General features: G+C 64.7%; 19 protein-coding genes. 9 read left to right on the top strand and 10 right to left on the bottom strand.

Annotated elements, in window-relative coordinates; translation table 11 throughout:
* Positions 1-6 precede the first annotated feature (6 nt).
* Positions 7-471: a DUF1348 family protein gene (locus EAH75_RS02215; protein ID WP_140654834.1), complete on the bottom strand. Its 465-nt coding sequence runs from the start codon at positions 469-471 to the stop codon at positions 7-9.
* A gap of 70 nt (positions 472-541) precedes the next feature.
* Positions 542-1,474: an AraC family transcriptional regulator gene (locus EAH75_RS02220; RefSeq protein WP_140654839.1), complete on the bottom strand. Its 933-nt coding sequence runs from the start codon at positions 1,472-1,474 to the stop codon at positions 542-544.
* A gap of 133 nt (positions 1,475-1,607) precedes the next feature.
* Here EAH75_RS02220 and EAH75_RS02225 point away from each other — a divergent pair, with 133 nt between their 5' ends.
* Positions 1,608-2,144: a carboxymuconolactone decarboxylase family protein gene (locus EAH75_RS02225; RefSeq protein WP_140654844.1), complete on the top strand. Its 537-nt coding sequence runs from the start codon at positions 1,608-1,610 to the stop codon at positions 2,142-2,144.
* Between the two features lie 205 nt (positions 2,145-2,349).
* Here the strand turns inward: EAH75_RS02225 and EAH75_RS02230 are convergent, their stop codons facing one another.
* Entirely contained in the window at positions 2,350-2,760 is a 411-nt protein-coding gene (locus EAH75_RS02230; protein WP_240046322.1) for a VOC family protein, read from the bottom strand.
* A gap of 280 nt (positions 2,761-3,040) precedes the next feature.
* Entirely contained in the window at positions 3,041-3,949 is a 909-nt protein-coding gene (locus tag EAH75_RS02235) for an AraC family transcriptional regulator (RefSeq protein ID WP_140654852.1), read from the bottom strand.
* A 137-nt stretch (positions 3,950-4,086) separates the two neighbouring features.
* Here EAH75_RS02235 and EAH75_RS02240 point away from each other — a divergent pair, with 137 nt between their 5' ends.
* Entirely contained in the window at positions 4,087-4,830 is a 744-nt protein-coding gene (locus EAH75_RS02240) for an SDR family NAD(P)-dependent oxidoreductase (protein WP_140654855.1), read from the top strand.
* Between the two features lie 26 nt (positions 4,831-4,856).
* Complete coding sequence (locus EAH75_RS02245; RefSeq protein ID WP_140654858.1) at positions 4,857-5,261, top strand: VOC family protein; 405 nt, start codon at positions 4,857-4,859, stop codon at positions 5,259-5,261.
* A gap of 58 nt (positions 5,262-5,319) precedes the next feature.
* Here the strand turns inward: EAH75_RS02245 and EAH75_RS02250 are convergent, their stop codons facing one another.
* The 4 genes from EAH75_RS02250 to EAH75_RS02265 form a co-directional block, all read right to left on the bottom strand.
* Positions 5,320-5,976, bottom strand: coding sequence for a glutathione S-transferase family protein (locus tag EAH75_RS02250; protein ID WP_140654861.1), 657 nt, complete (start codon positions 5,974-5,976; stop codon positions 5,320-5,322).
* A gap of 133 nt (positions 5,977-6,109) precedes the next feature.
* Positions 6,110-6,589 carry a VOC family protein gene (locus EAH75_RS02255; RefSeq protein WP_140654864.1) on the bottom strand — a complete coding sequence of 160 codons (480 nt, stop codon included), beginning with the start codon at positions 6,587-6,589 and terminating at the stop codon, positions 6,110-6,112.
* A 344-nt stretch (positions 6,590-6,933) separates the two neighbouring features.
* Complete coding sequence (locus tag EAH75_RS02260) at positions 6,934-7,506, bottom strand: GNAT family N-acetyltransferase (protein WP_140654867.1); 573 nt, start codon at positions 7,504-7,506, stop codon at positions 6,934-6,936.
* A 45-nt stretch (positions 7,507-7,551) separates the two neighbouring features.
* Complete coding sequence (locus tag EAH75_RS02265; protein WP_140804023.1) at positions 7,552-7,959, bottom strand: rhodanese-like domain-containing protein; 408 nt, start codon at positions 7,957-7,959, stop codon at positions 7,552-7,554.
* Positions 7,960-8,016: 57 nt separating this feature from the next.
* Here EAH75_RS02265 and ftrA point away from each other — a divergent pair, with 57 nt between their 5' ends.
* Together ftrA and soxR are read left to right on the top strand one after the other, a co-directional pair.
* Positions 8,017-9,063: a transcriptional regulator FtrA gene (ftrA, locus tag EAH75_RS02270; protein WP_343182724.1), complete on the top strand. Its 1,047-nt coding sequence runs from the start codon at positions 8,017-8,019 to the stop codon at positions 9,061-9,063.
* A 30-nt stretch (positions 9,064-9,093) separates the two neighbouring features.
* Positions 9,094-9,525, top strand: coding sequence for a redox-sensitive transcriptional activator SoxR (gene soxR, locus EAH75_RS02275; RefSeq protein ID WP_140654875.1), 432 nt, complete (start codon positions 9,094-9,096; stop codon positions 9,523-9,525).
* A gap of 172 nt (positions 9,526-9,697) precedes the next feature.
* On the opposite strand, the gene EAH75_RS02280 is transcribed toward soxR, so the two are convergent.
* A complete protein-coding gene (locus EAH75_RS02280; RefSeq protein WP_140804026.1) occupies positions 9,698-11,332 on the bottom strand; it encodes a tetratricopeptide repeat-containing sulfotransferase family protein in 1,635 nt (544 codons plus the stop codon).
* A gap of 177 nt (positions 11,333-11,509) precedes the next feature.
* Positions 11,510-14,629, bottom strand: a complete 3,120-nt coding sequence (locus EAH75_RS02285; RefSeq protein WP_140804029.1) for a TonB-dependent receptor — start codon at positions 14,627-14,629, stop codon at positions 11,510-11,512.
* An 863-nt stretch (positions 14,630-15,492) separates the two neighbouring features.
* Here EAH75_RS02285 and EAH75_RS02290 point away from each other — a divergent pair.
* From EAH75_RS02290 to EAH75_RS02305, 4 genes are all read left to right on the top strand, one after another.
* The gene (locus EAH75_RS02290) at positions 15,493-15,942 is read left to right on the top strand and encodes an ester cyclase (protein ID WP_140654887.1); all 450 of its coding nucleotides are present in this window, start codon (positions 15,493-15,495) and stop codon (positions 15,940-15,942) included.
* A gap of 139 nt (positions 15,943-16,081) precedes the next feature.
* Positions 16,082-16,342: a hypothetical protein gene (locus tag EAH75_RS02295; protein WP_140654891.1), complete on the top strand. Its 261-nt coding sequence runs from the start codon at positions 16,082-16,084 to the stop codon at positions 16,340-16,342.
* A 3-nt stretch (positions 16,343-16,345) separates the two neighbouring features.
* Entirely contained in the window at positions 16,346-17,302 is a 957-nt protein-coding gene (locus EAH75_RS02300) for a serine hydrolase domain-containing protein (protein ID WP_140654894.1), read from the top strand.
* A gap of 124 nt (positions 17,303-17,426) precedes the next feature.
* The gene (locus EAH75_RS02305; RefSeq protein WP_205043277.1) at positions 17,427-18,008 is read left to right on the top strand and encodes a hypothetical protein; all 582 of its coding nucleotides are present in this window, start codon (positions 17,427-17,429) and stop codon (positions 18,006-18,008) included.
* The last annotated feature ends 10 nt before the right edge of the window (positions 18,009-18,018 follow it).

Here is an 18,018-nt window from a genome sequence, read left to right on the forward strand (position 1 = left end):
CGAGGGCTAAAACCCCAGTTCGCTCAGTCCCGGGTGATCGTCCGGGCGCCTTCCCTGCGGCCAGTGGTACTTGCGGTCGGCTTCCCTGATCGGCGCATCGTTGATGCTGGCGATGCGCAGGCGCATCAGGCCGTTCTCGTCGAACTCCCAGTTCTCGTTGCCGTAGCTGCGGAACCACTGGCCGCTGTCGTCGTGGAACTCGTAGGCGAAGCGCACGGCGATGCGGTTGTCGCGGAAGGCCCACAGCTCCTTGATCAGCCGGTATTCCAGCTCGCGCTGCCACTTGCGGGCGAGGAAGGCCTCGATCGCCTCGCGCCCCTGCAGGAACTCGGCGCGATTGCGCCAGCGGCTGTCGGGCGAATAGGCCAGCGCCACCCTGGCCGGGTCGCGGCTGTTCCAGGCATCCTCGGCGAGGCGCACTTTCTGCATCGCGGTGTCTTCGGTGAACGGGGGCAGCGGCGGACGTTGCATGGCGGATCTCCTGGGGACGGGACGGCCCGAAAGTGTGCGCGTCCCGTTCGGGCGCTGCCAGCGGCGCAGGCTAGACCTTGGTCGCGGACATCGTCTCGCCAGCCTGGCGACGGAACGCCGCGGGGCTGGTGCCGTGCACGCGCTTGAACGCCTGCCCGAATGCCGCGCGCGAGGTGTAGCCGCAGGCCTCGCCGATCATCTCGATCGAACGCGGCGTCTCGCGCAGCAGGCGCGCGGCCAGATCCATGCGCAAGGCGGTGACCACGTCCATCGGCGTGACCGGCGACAGCTCGGCGAAGTGCCGCGCAAAGCTGGCCCGCGACATGCGGCTGACCCCGGCCAGCCGTTCCAGCGTCCACGGCTCGGCCGGTGCGGCAATCACCGCGGCCAGCGCGGGCGCCACGCGGGCATCCATCAGCAGGGCGAGCAGGCCCTGGCGCAGATCGCCCTCGTCCATCAGGGTGCGCACCACCACGGTGAACAGCGCGGCGGACAGGTGCGCGATCACCGCGTCGCCGCCGGGCGAGGCCTGCAGGCTCTCGTGGCGCATGGTGTGCATCAGCGCGTGCAGGCCGGCGTAGTCGTTGCGGCCGTGCGTGCGCAGGTGCACCACCTCGGGCAGCGCTTCAAGCAATAGAGCGTGGTGCTGGCCCAGCTCGAAGGTGCCGCAGAGCACGTCGAAATCGCTGAGCGGCGCCTCGCTCGCCACCTCGACGAGGCGGCCCAGCGGGCGGCGTACCTCGGCAAACTTCATGGTGGCACCATCGGCGTGGCGCATGGTGTGCGCGGCGCCACGCGGAAACAGCACCAGGTCGCCAGCGACGAACGGGCGCCGCAGGCGGCCCACTTCCAGCACGCCCGCACCGGCCAGCACCACGTGGTACGGCACCTGGCCCGGCGGCGCCTGCGGTTGCGGCACCGACCACGCGCCAGCGAAGCGGCACAGCAGGTCCACCTGTCCGCGCAGGCCCATCGAGGCCACCAGCGCACTCAAACTGTCCATCGGTCACCTCAAGACGAACGAAACCAAGATCGAGACGCGCGGGACACGACGGCGGGGGCGCGACGCCCAGCATTGTCACCACCGGCCGATGCCCAAGGCAACGCCGCCTCTTTCTTCCACAGGAGTAACCGCCATGACCCGTTTGCACACTCTCGCCCACGACCAGGCCGACCAGGAAACCGCCGAGCTGTTCGGCACCATCAAGCGCAGCCTCGGCAAGCTGCCGAACCTCTACGCCACCATCGGCAGCAACGCGCCGGCCGTACTCGCCCACGTGCTCGGCACCGGCGCCACGCTGGCGAAGAGCTCGCTCTCCAAGCGCGAGCAGGAAGCGATCAACCTCGCCGTGAGCGAAGCCACCGGCTGTGACTACTGTGTGGCCGCGCACACCATGACCGGCAAGCTGGCCGGCTACACGGCGGAGCAGACGCGCGAACTGCGCGCTGGCTCGTTCGCCGAAGATGCGCGCATCGACGCGCTGGTGAAGTTCGCGCTGCACCTGGTGCAGCAGCGCGGCACGCTGGATGCCGCCGCGGTCGACGCGCTGAAGGCCGCCGGCTTCGACGACCGCCAGCTGGTGGAGATCCCGCTGGTGGTGAGCGCGATCCTGTTTACCAACATGGTCAACCGCATCAACGACACCACGCTGGATTTCCCCAAGGTGGCGTGAGCTCATCGGATGATCGCGGGTACGGGCGCCCCACGGCGCCCGTACCCGCGTGGCTCATGCGTACCCCGCGCCAGCGTCCCCAACAGCTCGATGCCAGTGACGCAAACCGGGAAAGTGCAGTCTGACCCGGGTGTGTCTGCTCGGCTCGACCGAGCCGGTGCAAGATACGGCCACTCGCCGACTGGTGATCGGCAGCTTGGCTGGCTCAGCCTGGCTGATCGCCCGAGGGGATCGCTGCCGGGTCCATCCACATCGCCTCCCAGACGTGCCCGTCGGGGTCGGCCAGGCTGCGGCTGTACAGAAAGCCCAGGTCCTGCACGGGATTGATGTCGGCAGTTCCGCCGCTGGCTGCCGCCGCCCCGGTCATGGTGTCGACTGCGTCGCGCTCGATCAGCGAGATCGCCAGCATGACCTCGCTTGAGCTTGTGGGCGGGATCGGGCGATTCGTGAAAGTGCGCCACTTGGCGTGGGTGAGCAGCATGACGTGGATGGTTTCGCTCCATACCATGCACGCGGCCGTTTCGTCGGTGAAGTGCGGGTTGTTCTCGAAGCCGATGGCTTTGTAGAAGTCCATGGACGCGTCGAGGTTGCCGACGGGAAGGTTCACAAAAATCATTCGTGGCACGGTGGATATCCTTCAGCTTTGTTTAAAGGGAGCAGCAGGGTAAGAGTCCTGCTTCCTGTTCGACGAACGGCACTCGGCGTTCTCGACATGAGCAAACGAACAAGTTGAAGGCCGCTGACCAGGCGTCGGCTGGAAAGCTCAGGGGCCGAGGAATCGCCCGACTGATTCCTCCATCCGATGATTCGGGAAAGCCCGGTTGCAGCGCATCGGCTTGAGCGTGCAACGATCATCACGCCGCGCAACCCCATGTGCGATACGTGGTGAGGCCGAGCTAAACCGGTGCGGACTGCCGGAAACTCGCCGTGATGCGTGCCGCGTCCTGCAGCGGCGACCGACCGAAAGTGCGGGTGTACTCGCGGCTGAACTGGGTCGGGCTCTCGTACCCGACGTCGAGGGCGGCGGCGGTGACGCTCTTGCCGTGTGCCGTCAGCAGCTGCCGCGCCTGCAGCAGCCGGAGCTGCTTCTGATACTGCAGCGGACTCAACGCGGTGGCGTTCTTGAAGTGACGGTGGAACGCCGACTCGCTCATCGCGACCTGCTTGGCCAGCGCGGGGATTCGCAGCGGCTTGCGGTAGTCGCGGCGGATGCGCTGGATGGCACTGTTGATCCGCGCCAGCATCGAGTCCGGCGTCGCGATCTGGCGCAACATGTAGCCCTGCGGACCTTGCAGGACGCGATAGAGGATTTCGCGCTCGTACACGGGGGCCAAGGCGGGAATATCTTCCGGTTTGTCCATCAGGCGCAGCAGGCGCAACCACGCATCCATCAGCTCGCCCGTCACCGCGGCCACGTTGAAGGCCTCGGTGCGAGCCGGTCGCCCCTTGCTGTCGTTCCCGGAATGAGACAGGTCGCCCAGCAGGCCGGCGATCACGGCCGGATCCAGCGTGAGGCTGACCGCCAGATACGGTTCGCCTGTGGTCGCCGGGTGCACCGTGCCGACGGCGGGCAGCTCCACGGACATGACAAAGTAGGTGGCCGGATCGTAATGCAGCGTCCTTGCGCCCACCGTCATCGACTTGCCGCCCTGCAGGATCAGGTTGACCATCGGCTCGTAGACCGCGGCGAGCGCGTGCTCCGGGATTTCGCCTTGCACCATCGCCACGCGCGGAATCCCCGTGTCGGTGCGGCGGTTCTCGGCCCTCGATGCCAGGCGGCGCAGTTCTTCAAGTGCAGTTTGCATGCCGACATGAGACACGCGCCGGGCGCGCCTGACAACTGCAAAAGCAGGAATGGGCAGGAATCGGCAAGGATCGGAAAGGCGCCGTCGGCCGTGCCTCCGTAGCCTGTGCAGCATCGAAACGCACAGGAGCTTGAGCCATGAAAACCGTACTCATCACCGGCGGCAGCCGCGGCATCGGCGCCAGCGCCGCCCTCCAGTGCGCCCAGCGCGGCATGGGCGTCGTCCTGACCTACAACGCCCGGCCCGACGCGGCGCAGGCCGTTGTCGAGCGCATTCAGGCCGCCGGCGGTACTGCGGTGGCCTTGCAGCTGGATGTGGGCAACAGCAGCAGCTTCGCCGGTTTTGCGGGGCAGGTGCGCGAATCCCTGCAGACGACCTGGAACCGAAGCACGCTCGACGGCCTGGTGAACAACGCCGGCTACGGAATGTTCATGCCCATCGAGACGGTGACCGAAGAGCAGTTCGATGGCCTGTTCAACGTGCATCTCAAGGGGCCGTTCTTTCTGACCCAGGCGTTGCTGCCTTTGCTGGCCGACGGCGCCAGCATCGTCAACCTCACCAGCGCGACGACACGCGTGGCTACGCCCGGGGTGGCGCACTATGCCGCGTTCAAGGGCGGGCTGGAGGTGCTGACGCGCTACATGGCCAAGGAGTTCGGTCCTCGCCGCATCCGGGCCAACGCGGTTTCCCCTGGCGCCATTCGCACCGAGCTGGGTGGCGGCCTCAATGACGAATTCGAGGCGCTGCTGGCCTCGCAGACCGCGCTGGGCCGGGTGGGCGAGCCGGACGACGTGGGTCGCGTCATTGCCGGGTTGCTCTCCGACGACCTGGTCTGGGTCAATGCCCAGTCCATCGAAGTGGCGGGCGGCTACCTCATCTGATCGACAAGCCATACAGGAGCACGGCCATGCTGGACCACATTTTTCTTTCCGTGCGTGACACCGCGCGTTCGGTCGCTTTCTACGCCGCCGCGCTGGCACCGCTGGGCATCACCCATCGGCTGAATTACGACGGTCGGCAAGGGCCGCCCGGGCATCCCGACCTCAAGGGTTTCGGTGCCGATGGCCGGGTGTTCTTCTGGCTGCGGGATGGCGTGGTGGAGGGCCGCGCCACGCACGTCGGTTTTGTCGCCCGCAACCATGCCGAGGTGGACGCTACGTACGCCGCGGCGATGGCGGCCGGTGCCACCGACAACGGCGCCCCCGGTGCGCGCATGCATTATGACCCGCGCTACTACGCCGCCAACGTGCTGGATCCGGATGGCTACAGTCTGGAGTTTGTGCACAAGCCCTGGCAGCACTCGCAAGCATGAGGCGCGAAAGTGAAGTCAGCCTGGTCCGGGCGTCGAATCCACGATCCGAAGCGGCCCTTCATCCGTCGGCCGGAACCCTGTCCGTGAACACCGCCAGCTGCGCGGCGAACGCGCGCTTGAAGGCGGGCCGTGCTTCGCCGCGGGCGACATAGGCGGCGAGGGTCGGATACTCGTCCAGCAGGCCCGAGGGTCTCAATCTGAGCAGCACGCCCACCATCATCAGGTCGCCTGCGCTGAACGCGCCATCGAGCCAGTCGGCCTCGCCAATGCGATCGGAAAGTTCGTCCAGCCGCTTGCGGATGCGATCCTTGACGAGAGGCAGGCGCTGCTCGGCCCAGGGCTTGTCGCCCTCCATGAACCTGGCAATCACGAGGTCAAGGATCGGCGGTTCCACCGTGTTGACCGCGGCAAACATCCACGTAATCGCGCGCGCGCGGGCATTCGCATCGTTCGGCAACAGGCCCGCATGGCGCTGCGCGAGATGGAACACGATGGCCCCCGACTCGAACAGGACGAGATCGCCTTCCTCATAGGTGGGGATCTGCCCGAACGGATGCAGCGCGCGATGCGCGGGCTCCTTCATCGCGCTGAATGAAACAAGACGAACCTCGTAAGGCTGGCCTGCCTCCTCAAGCGCCCAGCGAACGCGCATGTCGCGCGCGAGTCCCTTGCCGCGATCGGGCGAACTTTCAAAGGCGGTGATGGTGGGGGTCATGGAGGTCTCCAGGTGATGGCATGACGCCATGAAAACGGGGCGGAGTCGAAGCGCTGCCCGGCGTGACCAAGCCACCACCGATATGTCGCTCGACTGCGGCCTTCGGCCTACGCTCAGGACGAACGGGCGTTCGTCAGCCGCGCCGGGCGGCCTCGATCGCGGCGATGTCGATCTTCGTCATCTGCATCATGGCGTCGAACGCGCGCTTGGCTACCGCGGGATCCGGGTCGGTGACCGCGGCAGTCAGGACGCGCGGGGTGATCTGCCACGACAGGCCCCACTTGTCCTGGCACCAACCGCAGGCGTTGGCCTGGCCGCCGTTGTCGATGATGGCGTTCCAGAGGCGATCGGTTTCGGCCTGGTCGTCGGTGGCCACCTGGAACGAGAACGCATGAGTATGCGGGGTTCCGGGGCCGCCGTTCATGCCCAGGCAGGGGATGCCCATGACCGTGAACTCCACCATCAGCACGTCGCCCTGCTTGCCGGCGGGATAGTCACCCGGCGCGCGATGGATGGCTCCCACCCCGCTATCCGGGAATGTCTTGGCGTAGAACGTGGCGGCGTCCAGTGCGGCGCCGTCGTACCAAAGGCAAATCGTGTTCTTGCTGACCATGTGGCTTCTCCTGGTTCAGGGCGGGGAGGATGCCCTTCATACTCCTCGACGAACGACAGGCGCGCAGATCGACACGATACGTTTGCCTCCGGGTCCTGGCCACTTGCGTCCCTGATGGCCTGCAAAACGGAGTCGGAGTGCACCCGGCGAGCCACGCAGAAGGGGCTGGGGCGAACGAAGGGTCTCAGATGCCTTGGCGAGACTCCTCCCGGCACCCTGGCCGGATGCCTCTCGCGGGCGAACCTGTCACTTGCCATTTCCCTCTCATGCCGGTTCCGGTCACCAGGCGCATCGCAATTCCCTTTGCGGCTTCGCCAGCGGGCGAGTGGCGCGCCGTGCTTCTTTCACTGCGACGATGGGGTCACCGAAAAGGATTCGCCCCCGCCTTCCGATGCCCCGATCGCGAGCGAGAACCTGAGCTTGCATTGCGCGAGCGCGCCTTCGCGCCGATAGAACCGCTCGGCTTCGGTATTCCAGTCGGGTGTCTGCCACTGGACCTCCGCATAACCCCGCTCGTGCGCAAAGCCCACGAGCGTGGCCAGCAGCGCCGCGCCGACACCCATGCCACGGCACCCCTCCCGCACAAAGAGGCAATCCATGTGCAGGAAATCGCTGGCCGACCAGGTCGAAAATTCACTCGTCGCCGTGACGTATCCGATAGCTTTTCCGTTGGCCTCCGCGAGCCACACCGTCAGCCGTGACGGTTCGTCGGATAGCACGCGCTCCAGCAATGCGGCCTTGCCGGCCCGGTCGTATGGCGCGCGTTCGTACCGGGCATGCTCGGCACACAGGATGACCAGTGTGCCGGCGTCCTGGAGACCGGCTCTACGCACCATCCACGGCAGGTGTTGCTTGAATCCGGACATCATCGCGGGTTCCTGGAGATTTCCGGAGTGGCGCGACGCGATGCGATCCACCACGTCGCTCGCCGATAACCGCTGCCGCCCTCGGCAAGGTCGCTTTCAGTTCGATCCGCCATCGCGGGCGAGGGCAAACCCTTCGTCGAGCCAGCCGGTGATGCCCCCGGCCATGAGCTTCACCGGATAGCCAAGTCGTGCAAGTCGCGTGGCGGCACGGGCAGCGCCGTTGCAGTGCGGTCCCGCGCAGTAGGTGACGAATAGCGTCGCCGGCGCATAGGTGCGCATGCGCGATTCGATGATCTTGCCGTGCGGGATGTTGATCGCTCCGGGGACATGTCCCCGCGCAAACAATTCCGGGCTGCGCGCATCGAGAAGAACGAACCCGGGGTCGCCAGATTCCATGGCGGCGTGCGTATCGAAGCAATCTGTTTCGAACGAGAACATGGATTCGAAGTGCTGGATTGCCAGCTCCGAAGGGGCGGCCGGAACTTGCCTGACGGCGTTTTGCATCGCTGCTCTCCACATCAAGGATGCCGCTATTGTTGGACTCGCCCGCCGGGCGGACAATTGGCTGAACTGACAACATTCGATCAAATCATGCCAACGCCGCGCCGCCCCCACGCCAAGGTCAACTCTCGGGTCGCCGTCCTGATCTATGACGGCCTGTGCGCTTTCGAATTCGCATGCGCCGCCGAGATCTTTGGCATGTCCAGGCCGGAGCTTGGCCCCCACTGGTACCGCTTCGAGACCTGCGCACAGCAGGCGCGCGCGGTGCGCGGCCAGTATGGAATGCAGATCAAGGCCGATGGCGGGCTGGAGCGCCTGGCCACAGCGGGTACGGTGATCGTTCCTGGCTGGGCGGGAATCGACGCGCCGGTGCCGCAGAGGGTTGTCGAGGCACTGCGCAACGCGCATGCACGGGGAGCCCGCCTTCTGTCGATCTGCTCGGGTTCTTTTGTCCTGGCCGCGACCGGGCTGCTGGACGGCAAGCGGGCGACCACGCACTGGCGCTATGCCGATGCCTTGCAACAGCGATATCCATCGATCCGCGTCGATGCCGATGTGCTCTACGTCGACGAGGGTTCGCTGCTGACCTCCGCGGGAAGTGCGGCCGGTCTGGACCTGTGCCTGCACCTGATCCGCCGTGACCATGGGCCGGATATCGCCAACCAGGTCGCGAGGCGCCTGGTGATCCCGCCGCACCGTGACGGTGGACAGGCACAGTTCGTGAAGCGGCCGGTTCAGAAGCATTCGCATGACAAGCTGGCGCGGCTGATGGATGCGATGCGCAATCGCATCGACCAGTCGCTACCGATCGCGGAATTGGCGCGGATGGCCGCGTTGAGCGAGCGGACACTCATCCGCCGGTTCAAGGACGCTACCGGCACGACGCCGGCCGACTGGCTGACGGGCGTGCGGCTGGATCGCGCCCGCGAGCTGCTGGAGGTCTCGTCGCATTCGATCGACTCGGTCGCCCAGCTGGCGGGCCTGGGTACGGCAATGACCATGCGCCACCACTTTCGCCGCAGATTCGGCACCAGCCCGAGCGCCTATCGCCGCAGGTTCGCCGGGGATGCAGCTTCCCAAGCCCACCTACGGGAAGTGACTTCCTAGGCCCCACGGAACGATCCCGGGAAAACACGCGTGTCAAGCCGCGGCGCGTGGTCCAGCCCAACGGGTCAGCTGCATTTCTATGAGGCCAGGGGATTGATCAGCAGTGACCGTACGCAGGGCAACCAGCGGCGTTATGCGCGAGCCGTGCTGAGGCGTGTGGCGTTCATTCGCGTGGCCCAGCGGGTAGGCATTGCGTTGACTGACATCGCTGCGGCGCTGGCGACACTGCCTGCCGCCGCCGCGCCGACCCGCAGCGACTGGGCGCGCTTGTCCGCCGCGTGGCGTGCCGATCTGGACGAACGCATGGCCCAACTCAAGAAGCTGCGCGATACCTTGGACGACTGCATTGGCTGCGGCTGCCTGTCCATCGATCGCTGCCGGCTGCGCAATCCGTACGACAAGCTTGCCGAGCAGGGGACGGGTCCTCGACGTCTGTGGGTTGGTCGCCGGTCCGCCGATTGAGTGTTCGTAGCCGAAAGACCGGAAATCGGGATGGAGGAAATTGGTGCGTTCAACCGTCTCCGCCTACTCTGCGCGAGGCGTCTTGCGACATCGACTCTTCCCCGACGCACGAGGAGCTAGATGGACTCGGCGGGCTCATGATGTCTTTCCGTCCGCAGCCTGTTCGACTACCTCAACGGGAAGGTGATGGCGGCTGAATCGGTACTCCAGCAGCCATTAGGCGCTCACGCAGGAGATCCAGCTTGTCGCCATAACGTGCGCTGCGCGCGGTGTCGCCACGCAGAGGTTGGCGCACCTGCGCGGCGCTGGGCGCGCTCAGCACGGTGCGGGATGTCTGGTGGAAATCGAGGCACGCGGGATCGAACGGCAAGCCGCAGAAATCCAGCAGACGACGGATTACGGGTTCCGGCTCGGCTACCAGCGCTTCGTAGGAGAGGTCGAACACGCGGCTGGGGTACTTCTCCAGCCAGAACCGTTTCAGGCGCAGGAAGTCGATGCAGTAATCGGCCAGCTCGTCGAGGTCGCAGGCGAACCCGACGTCGCCGGTGAAGCACTGCCGGAAGCACGCCAGGCAGGTCTCCACCGGATCGCGCCAGACGATGACCACGCGCGCCGCCGGCAACATCGCCAAGGCCGCGCCGACGAGATACCAGTTCATGAGGTTCTTGTCGGTGAATCGCGGTTTGGTTTCGCGCCAGCGCGCGGTTCGCGCAAGGTATTCGTTGCCGAGGCGCTGCCAGTCCTGCGCGGTCGCGTCGGGCCCCCACAATGGGAAAGCCAAGCCGCGGCGTCGTGTTTCCGCGTCGATGACCTGCGGCAGATCCTTGATCTCGTTGGCACCCTCGACCTCCGGATGCGAGGCCAGGATCTGCTCGACCAGGGTGGAACCCGAACGCGGAGGGCTGACGATCAGGATGGTTTCGTGGCCGAGCTGGGCATCCAGCGGCGGCGGTGTCGCGTTGGCGAACGTGCGCAGGATCGCGTCCACACGCCGGTGTTCCCCCGCAGAGTCCCACTTCACCCGCTTGCGCCGCGATGCGTTGGCGAGCCGGAATACCTCGAAGGCTTGTGCATAATCGTCCTGGTCTTCCAGCGCCTTGGCCAGGGTGAAGCTGAGCAGCTCGCGGTGGCGGTCCGACAAATCCCTGCGCGCCAGGGCGCGCTGCAGGCATGCCGCATCCGCGGCGTCGAAGCGGACAGTGTTGAGATTTGACAGCCCGAACCACCCTTCGGCGTTGCCGGGATCGAGACGCAGCACGCCACGGAACCCGGCCACCGCGGCGTCGATCTGGCCCAGGCTCGTCTGAGTTCGGGCCAGCGACAGCCGCGCCGAGATATGTGCGGGGTCAAGCTCGAGTGCACGTTGCAGCGCCGCGACAGCTTCTTCCGCATGAGCTTGCCGCCAGAGTGCCTCGCCAAGATTGAACCATGCCGAGCTGGAGCCAGGCGCCAGTTGGCAGGCATGCCGCAAGTGCGTCATGGCTTCATCGATCTCGCCATGCTCGTACAGGGCGATGCCGAGCCCGACGCGCAGATCGGAGTCCTCGGGCCACGTCGGAAGGGCTCGCCGAAAGCAGTCGATGGCCGTGGCGTGATCGCCGCGACGCTGGGCCGCAAGTCCCAACATCCGGATGGCATCCGGGTCATCCGGCGCCAGTGCCAGCACGCTGGTTATCGAGCGCTCGGCGGCCTCGAATTGCCGTTGCTCCCATTCCTTGCGCGCGCTCGCCAACAGGCGGGCAGCCACCGGCGAGAGTGGCCGTCGGGCCGGCCCCGGCAGCGACGTGGGCTCTGTCTGGAGTGTCATGTCATCACTGGCGTGTGGCGTCAACGCGGCACGCTACACAAGTCGCGCACAAGCTGCAAAAAATCGTCGGGAGCGATTTTTGACATCGCGTCAGCGATGGCCCGAAGGGCGACTGCCAAGGATGGCGGTCGCAAAAAAACGCCGGGCACGAGCCCGGCGCAAGGGAGATCGTGTCACTCAAAAATCGTAGGCCACGGAGAATCTGACACTGCGGGGTGGCCGCGTATCCTGGACCCTGCCGTAGTCGGGGTTGGGACTGCCGGTGGTTCCGAAAAAGTCGTTGTAGAACACCGTCGTCTGCGAGTTGAGCACGTTGAACGCCGCGAGGCTGAAATCGAGCTTGCGCCCAGCCCAGGCAGGCCTGTAATCCACATTGAGACCGAGGTCGTGAACCCATGGCGTGGTGCCCAGCGAACCCGGGGGTACGGGCTTGCCGCCGCACCAGTAATAGGTGTGGGAACCGTGCAAAGCCAACTCGTTCGGACCGTAGCCGCCCCGGCACAGACGCGGCGTGCCCGAGGTGAGGTACAGGTTGGCGCCGACCGTCCATTCCGGGGTGATCGCATAAGCGCCGAAGAGCTTGAACTGGTGCTTGCGGCTGTTGGGCAGCACGCCGCTCGACCACTCCATCCTTTCCGGGAAGTCCCATGCGGTGGTGAGCGACTCGTACGATCCGCCCTGTTGGGAATACGTGCTCACCGGGCCTTCCGTATTACCCCAGGTCCTTGAGAACACGTAGTCGAATTTGGCGAACCAGTGATCGTCCCACGCATGCTCCAGCGACAGGTCCAGCGAGTAGTAGCGGCGCTCCGGTCCCTTCGTGAAGCCCTGGTCCACCGAAGTGAATTTCACCGGCACGAGCGAGCCGTCCGGCGCCTTCATCAGGAGGTCGTTGGTCACACCCGGATTGACCAGCACAAGGCTCTGCGCCCACTGGTCGCAACTGTCCGGCGTCATCCAGTCGTAGCCTTGCGCACGCCCCGCCGTGCACTCGTTCTGGATGGCGTCGTAGTCGTCGATGATCCGGTTCATCTTCTGGTACGTGCCGGTTGCGCCGAATACCCATTGCGTTCCCAGCATCTGGAACTGCTGTTGCAGGCCCAGTACGAAGTTGTCGGAAAACTCGGCCTTGATGTTCTGCGAGGCGGATACGCGCGGGTCCTTCGCCTGGCCATATTCACTGTCGATCGACACGCCCGTCGTCGGGTTCTGCGGCAAGGGCGTGAATCCGATCGGCACGCCGGTCGCCGGATCGATCCCCGTGTAGGTTCCGTATACACCGGCATTCACCACGGGAGCGGCGATGGACAGCGCCACCTGACTCGGGAGCGCCAGGTAATAGCGGCCGGCATTGCCGAACACTTTCAAGGTGGCATCGCCGTGCACGTCCCAACTGAATCCGAGGCGGGGCGCCCATTGCGGCTGGGTCAGCCTGATGTAAGGCACGCCCGACGCGTCGTAATTGGTGAATTGGTCATTGCGCAGACCCAGGTTCAACAACAGGGTGGGCGTGACCTGCCAGTTGTCCTCGACGTATTGGGCACGCTGGGTCACGCGCACCGAGGCAACGCTGAGGTCGACGTGTTTTTGCACGTAGTAGCAATTCCCGTCATGGCACTGAGTCGACGGGGCAACATACGGTGGAACGTTGGCATCGGCGCCGAACACCGGCTTACCAGGATCGCTTTGCCCATAGATCCACTCATAGGCCGGTCCGGTGTTTTGCGAACCGTCGTTGACGTCCCGGGAGTTGATGTTGTCGATGCCGACCTGGAAGTCATGGTCACCCAGCTTGTAGTCGAGGCTCAGGCGATAGTTGGTTATCGATTCGCGATGCTTGGGATCAGCGATTGTCGAATTTGTCTGCGAGTTGCGGATGCCTCCCGGCGGGACGAATGCCGGATCCTGCACGGAAGCGCTTGCGATATGTGGCAAATCAGGATCGAACCCCGGATACCCTGGTTGCTGCGAGAAATACTCGCCGTGCATTTTCCCCACCATCGCGTTCAGGGTCAGGTTGTCGGTGAGGTAGGAGGTGTAGTTGGCCGCCCACATGTTGAAAGCGGTCTTGTTCCTCTGGTCGAGGCTGGAGAAATCGCCGCGCTGCAAAGTGTCGTAGTCGAAGTCGTAGAAGGTTCCGGACGTCTGGTGCGAGTTCTTGAGGCCGGTCAGCGTCAGGACATTGCTGTCGTTGATGTTCCAATTCAACTTGGTGTAGATCTTCGGATCGTGGGCGGTCCACGTTTCGGTGGTGGCACCGCCGCCGAACTCCGAGGTCGTTTTGTGATGGCTGTCGTCCTGCTCGGCGCCCAGGAAGAAGAACAGCTTGTCCTTGATGAGCGGGCCGCTGACGTAGGCGTCGTAGATCGTTTCGCTGGAGCTGTCGTTCTTGCGGTACACGGCCAGGTCGCCGGGCCGGTAGCCCGTATCCGTCTCAAGCGGATTGGCGTAATGGTAGTTGATCGGATCGGACTGCAGACTGGCCGGCTGCCACAGGACACGGGCACCGAAATGCCACTCGTTGGAACCGTTCTTTCCGATCTGGTTGATCACGCCGCCGATGGAACGGCCGTATTTGGCGTCGTAACCGCTGGTGAAAGTCTGCTGCTGCTCGATGGCGCCGTAAGGCAGAGTGATGCCGCCCTGATTATTGAGCGCCTCGGTGACGTTCATGCCGTCGACGTAGTACGCGTTCTCGGCCGTCGAGGCACCTCCGAACACGTTGATCGGGGTGCCGAGCGGGCCGCCGCTCAGCTCGGGCGAACCCATGTTGACGCCCGGCGCCAACATGGCGATGTCTTCGGCAGTGCGCGACAGCGGCAGTTGCTGCAACTGCTTGGACGTGATCGTCGTGACCTGGTTGGTCGTGCTCACGTCGATCGGCGGAAGGGCATTGGCCGAGACGTTGATCGTCGACAGCGTCTGCGCGTTGGCGGCCGCCTCGGCGGAGGACGAGAAGTCCACAGCCACGGCGCCCGCCGCTACCGGACTGACTTCGCTGCGGCTCTGCACGACCTTGCCGTCCTGCAGCAGGGAAACCGTATAAGTACCGACCGGAAGGGTGATCGAGTATTTGCCGGATGATCCCACCGGAATGGTGCGGTTGAAACCCGATCCTCCGGTGACCTGGATGGTTTCGCCGACAGCCACCGGTACCGTGCCGTAGATGGTGCCGCTGGTCGCCTGTGCCCAGGCCGCGCCCGCGAAACCCAACACTATCGAACCGATGGCGAGTGGCAGCGCCTTGCGCTGGAAGAATTTATTGCGATGCGATGCGCGTAGAGACTTGCCCTTCATTGCGATGTGCACTCCGCTTGGTGAAACGCCCTGTACAGTGTCCCCGACAACCGTTTTGTCGCTTCTTCACATCACGGGCAGCGCCTGAACGCCGAGCCCTTCGGGCGACCGGAATCATACGGAGCCCGCTAGTCACGGAATTTTGCAGACCAACCTGGCCACACGCTCCCGCCAGTCGATGGATGAATCCGTGCAGACAGCCCTGTGGCAGCTTTCGGCAGCAAGCCTCCGGTCGGCATGCTGGTGCCGGTCAGGCTCCGCCAGAACAGGACAGCCTCGCTGCACAACATCAAGTACCCGGCCGTCTCACAAGCGAATCTTGTCCCCGATGGCGATAGTGTCGATCGGACACGCGTTCACCGCTTGCAGCACGTTGGAGCGTAATCCGGTGCGCGAAAACGGCCAATGAAAAAATGGGGGGTTCGCATAACTTTGGGCTATGGGTGACGTTTCGAGACGTTCACGCTTCTTTGCGCCACGCATCATCAGCCGGCGCCTGTCTCGGCCTTCTACATCACGCCCTCCCTGTCCCGCGCCACCTTGACCGGGATGACGTCGGCGGCATGGGTCCGCGTGCCGGTGATAAACAACAAGGCGGCGAGGATGGCGCGGTGATTGCGCATGCACGAGGACTCCCGTGAGGTTGATCCTCGATGCCCGCCGCGCGTCGTCAGCCGTGCAATTTCTCCGAGTGCAGTGATCACCCTTTCGCAGGACTTGGGCAAAAGCGGCGCGACCCTCGGGGAACGATGCTCTGCCGGACGCCGCAAGAAACGGGGTTTTATCGGGGAGGATGAATTCTATGGTGCGAGGCGAGGGGCCTGCTCTCCTCGATACGACCTCATTCACCTAAGGATTCGAACATGTCGAAAGAACAAGACAACAAGGCAATCGTCGGTCGTTGGTTCACCGACTTCTGGGGCACAACCTGCAACCTTGACGTTGTGGACGAGATCGCCGCGCCTGACATGCTCTTGCACTATTCATTGCACGAGCCGCGCCGTGGTCATGGCGATATCAAGGCGTTCATGACGGATTTCCGCAAGGCATTCCCGGACCTCGGTTTCTCCGGTGCGGCGGAGCTCATTGCCGAGGGTGACTATGTTGTGGGTCGTTGGGTGGGCGGCGGTACACACACCGGGCCGGCCTTCAGCGATTTTCTTGCCGGGTCGTTGCCGGCAGCGACAGGTCGCAAGATGCATTTCACCGGCACGACGGTGCTCCGGCTAGAGAACGGCAAGATCGTCGAGGAAATCGGTCTGGATGACGGTGTGACCGCGCTTCAGCAGCTCGGTCTGATTGCGCCCGTCTGATCGTTATGTCGCGGTACCAGCATCTGACTGCTGGTGCCGCGATCATGCTGGTGCGCGGGGCTGGCTGGGTCGTCAGTCATGTTCCGGAGCGCAGGTAGGGGCAGCTAAGGTGGGCGCACCTCGGTCTGCGGGACAGCTCATGCGATTGATCTGGATACCCACGCTGCTGCTGGCACTCGCATCAGTCGCCGCATCGGCGCACGCGCCCACGTCGAGCGAGGCTGCGCTGAATACGCTGGTCGATGGAGCCAAGGCATCGCAGAGCGACACCCTGATGGTGGTGCACGACGGCAAGACACTGGTGGACTATCGCCGGCCGGGCGCACCGACGGCGCCGATCGACATGATGTCCGCGACCAAGTCGCTGGTCGGTATCGGCGTCGGCCGCATGCTGACCTAGGGCATGCTGCATTCGATCGACCAGCCGGTCAGCGACTTCTATCCCGAGTGGAAGCAGGGCAACAAGGCGAAGATCACCATCCGCATGTTGCTCGACCACACCTCCGGCCTGCAGAACGTGCCCAATACCGGCGTCGAAATCTATCCGGCACCGGACGGGCTGAAGCTGGCTCTCGCCGCCGAACTGAGCACGCCGCCGGGAACTGCCTTCAGCTACAACAACAAGGCGATGAACCTGCTTGCGGGCATCTTCGAGAAGGCGGCGGGCATGCCGATGGACGTCTATATCGCGAAGCAGGTGCTGACGCCGCTCGGGATCAAGGCCGCGCCCTGGGGCGAGCGCGATCACGCCGGCCATCCGTTCGCCATGGCTGGATGGATGGCGACGCCGGAGGAGGCAGCCCGTGTCGGCGAGCTGGTTCTGGATGGCGGGCGCTGGAATGGCCACCAGCTGATCGATGCTGCATACATGAAGCAGATGACCGCTCAGAGCCAGCCCTACACGAAAGCGTATGGCCTGCTGTGGTGGCGCCGGGCCGCCGAACTGCACCTCAGCGCGAAGGGCATCGATCGGCTGCGCGCGCTCGGCACCCCACCCGCCGTCGTCGACCAGCTGGCGACGATGCGCGAACAGGCGTTCGCCAACGGTGACGCATTTTCCATGATGCTGCATCAGCGCTTCGGCAAGGATGGCGATGCCCTGATGCAGTCGATCCGCGAGCACCATCTTTCGGGCAACGACATTTTCGATCCCGCGCCGATCATGGCGTGGGAAGCCAACGGCTATCTCGGCAACTACATCGTCATCGTGCCGAAGGCGCACCTGGTGGCGGTGCGGCAGATCGCTTCGCGTGACGACGTGCCCGGCGACAACTGGCCGTACGGCTATGACGATTTCACCCATCGCGTGGTGGAGCTTGCCAGGACGTATACGCCGTCACTGGCGACAGACGGCCCTTGATGAAGCAGGGACGACTGCAAGGCAGGGGCTGGCGCCGCTCGTGCGGCATGGGCATGATTTCCCGCGCGGAGTCGCCTGCAACATCCGACCCGGCCTTCACGCCACCAATAACGGAGAGCACACCATGAGTCCTGTCGCGTTCCGCATGCTGCTGGTGCCCTGTGCGCTGCTGTTCGCAGCGTCTTCCTTGCCATCGGTCGCCGCGCCAAATGCACCGGCAAGCCAGGCCGCCTCGAGCACGTCCGCAATACCGGCCGCGCGACCCGCGGATGTGTCCTCGATGGAGGCGGTCATCGATGCGGTCTACGAGGTGATTTCAGGCCCCAAAGACCAGAAGCGCGATTGGAATCGCATGCGTTCGCTGTTTGTTCCGGGCGCCCGGCTGATTTCCGTGCATGCCGGCAAGGACGGCGCAAGCGAGGCACGCGTCATGAGCGTGGAGGATTACATTCGCCTGGCCCAACCTCTCATGGAGAAGGATGGGTTCTTCGAACGCGAGTCACACCGCACCGTGGATCGCTACGGCGGCATTGCCCAGGTGTTCAGCACCTACGAATCGCGCCATGCTGCGGCGGATGCCAAGCCATTCCAGCGCGGCATCAACAGCTTCCAGCTGTTGTTCGACGGCCATCGCTGGTGGGTGGTGACGATCTACTGGCAGGGCGAGCATCCCGACCTGCCGCTCCCGAAGCAGTACGGTGGTTGATCGGTAGGCC

The sequence above is a fragment of the Rhodanobacter glycinis genome (assembly GCF_006438785.1).
GTDB lineage: Bacteria > Pseudomonadota > Gammaproteobacteria > Xanthomonadales > Rhodanobacteraceae > Rhodanobacter > Rhodanobacter glycinis_A.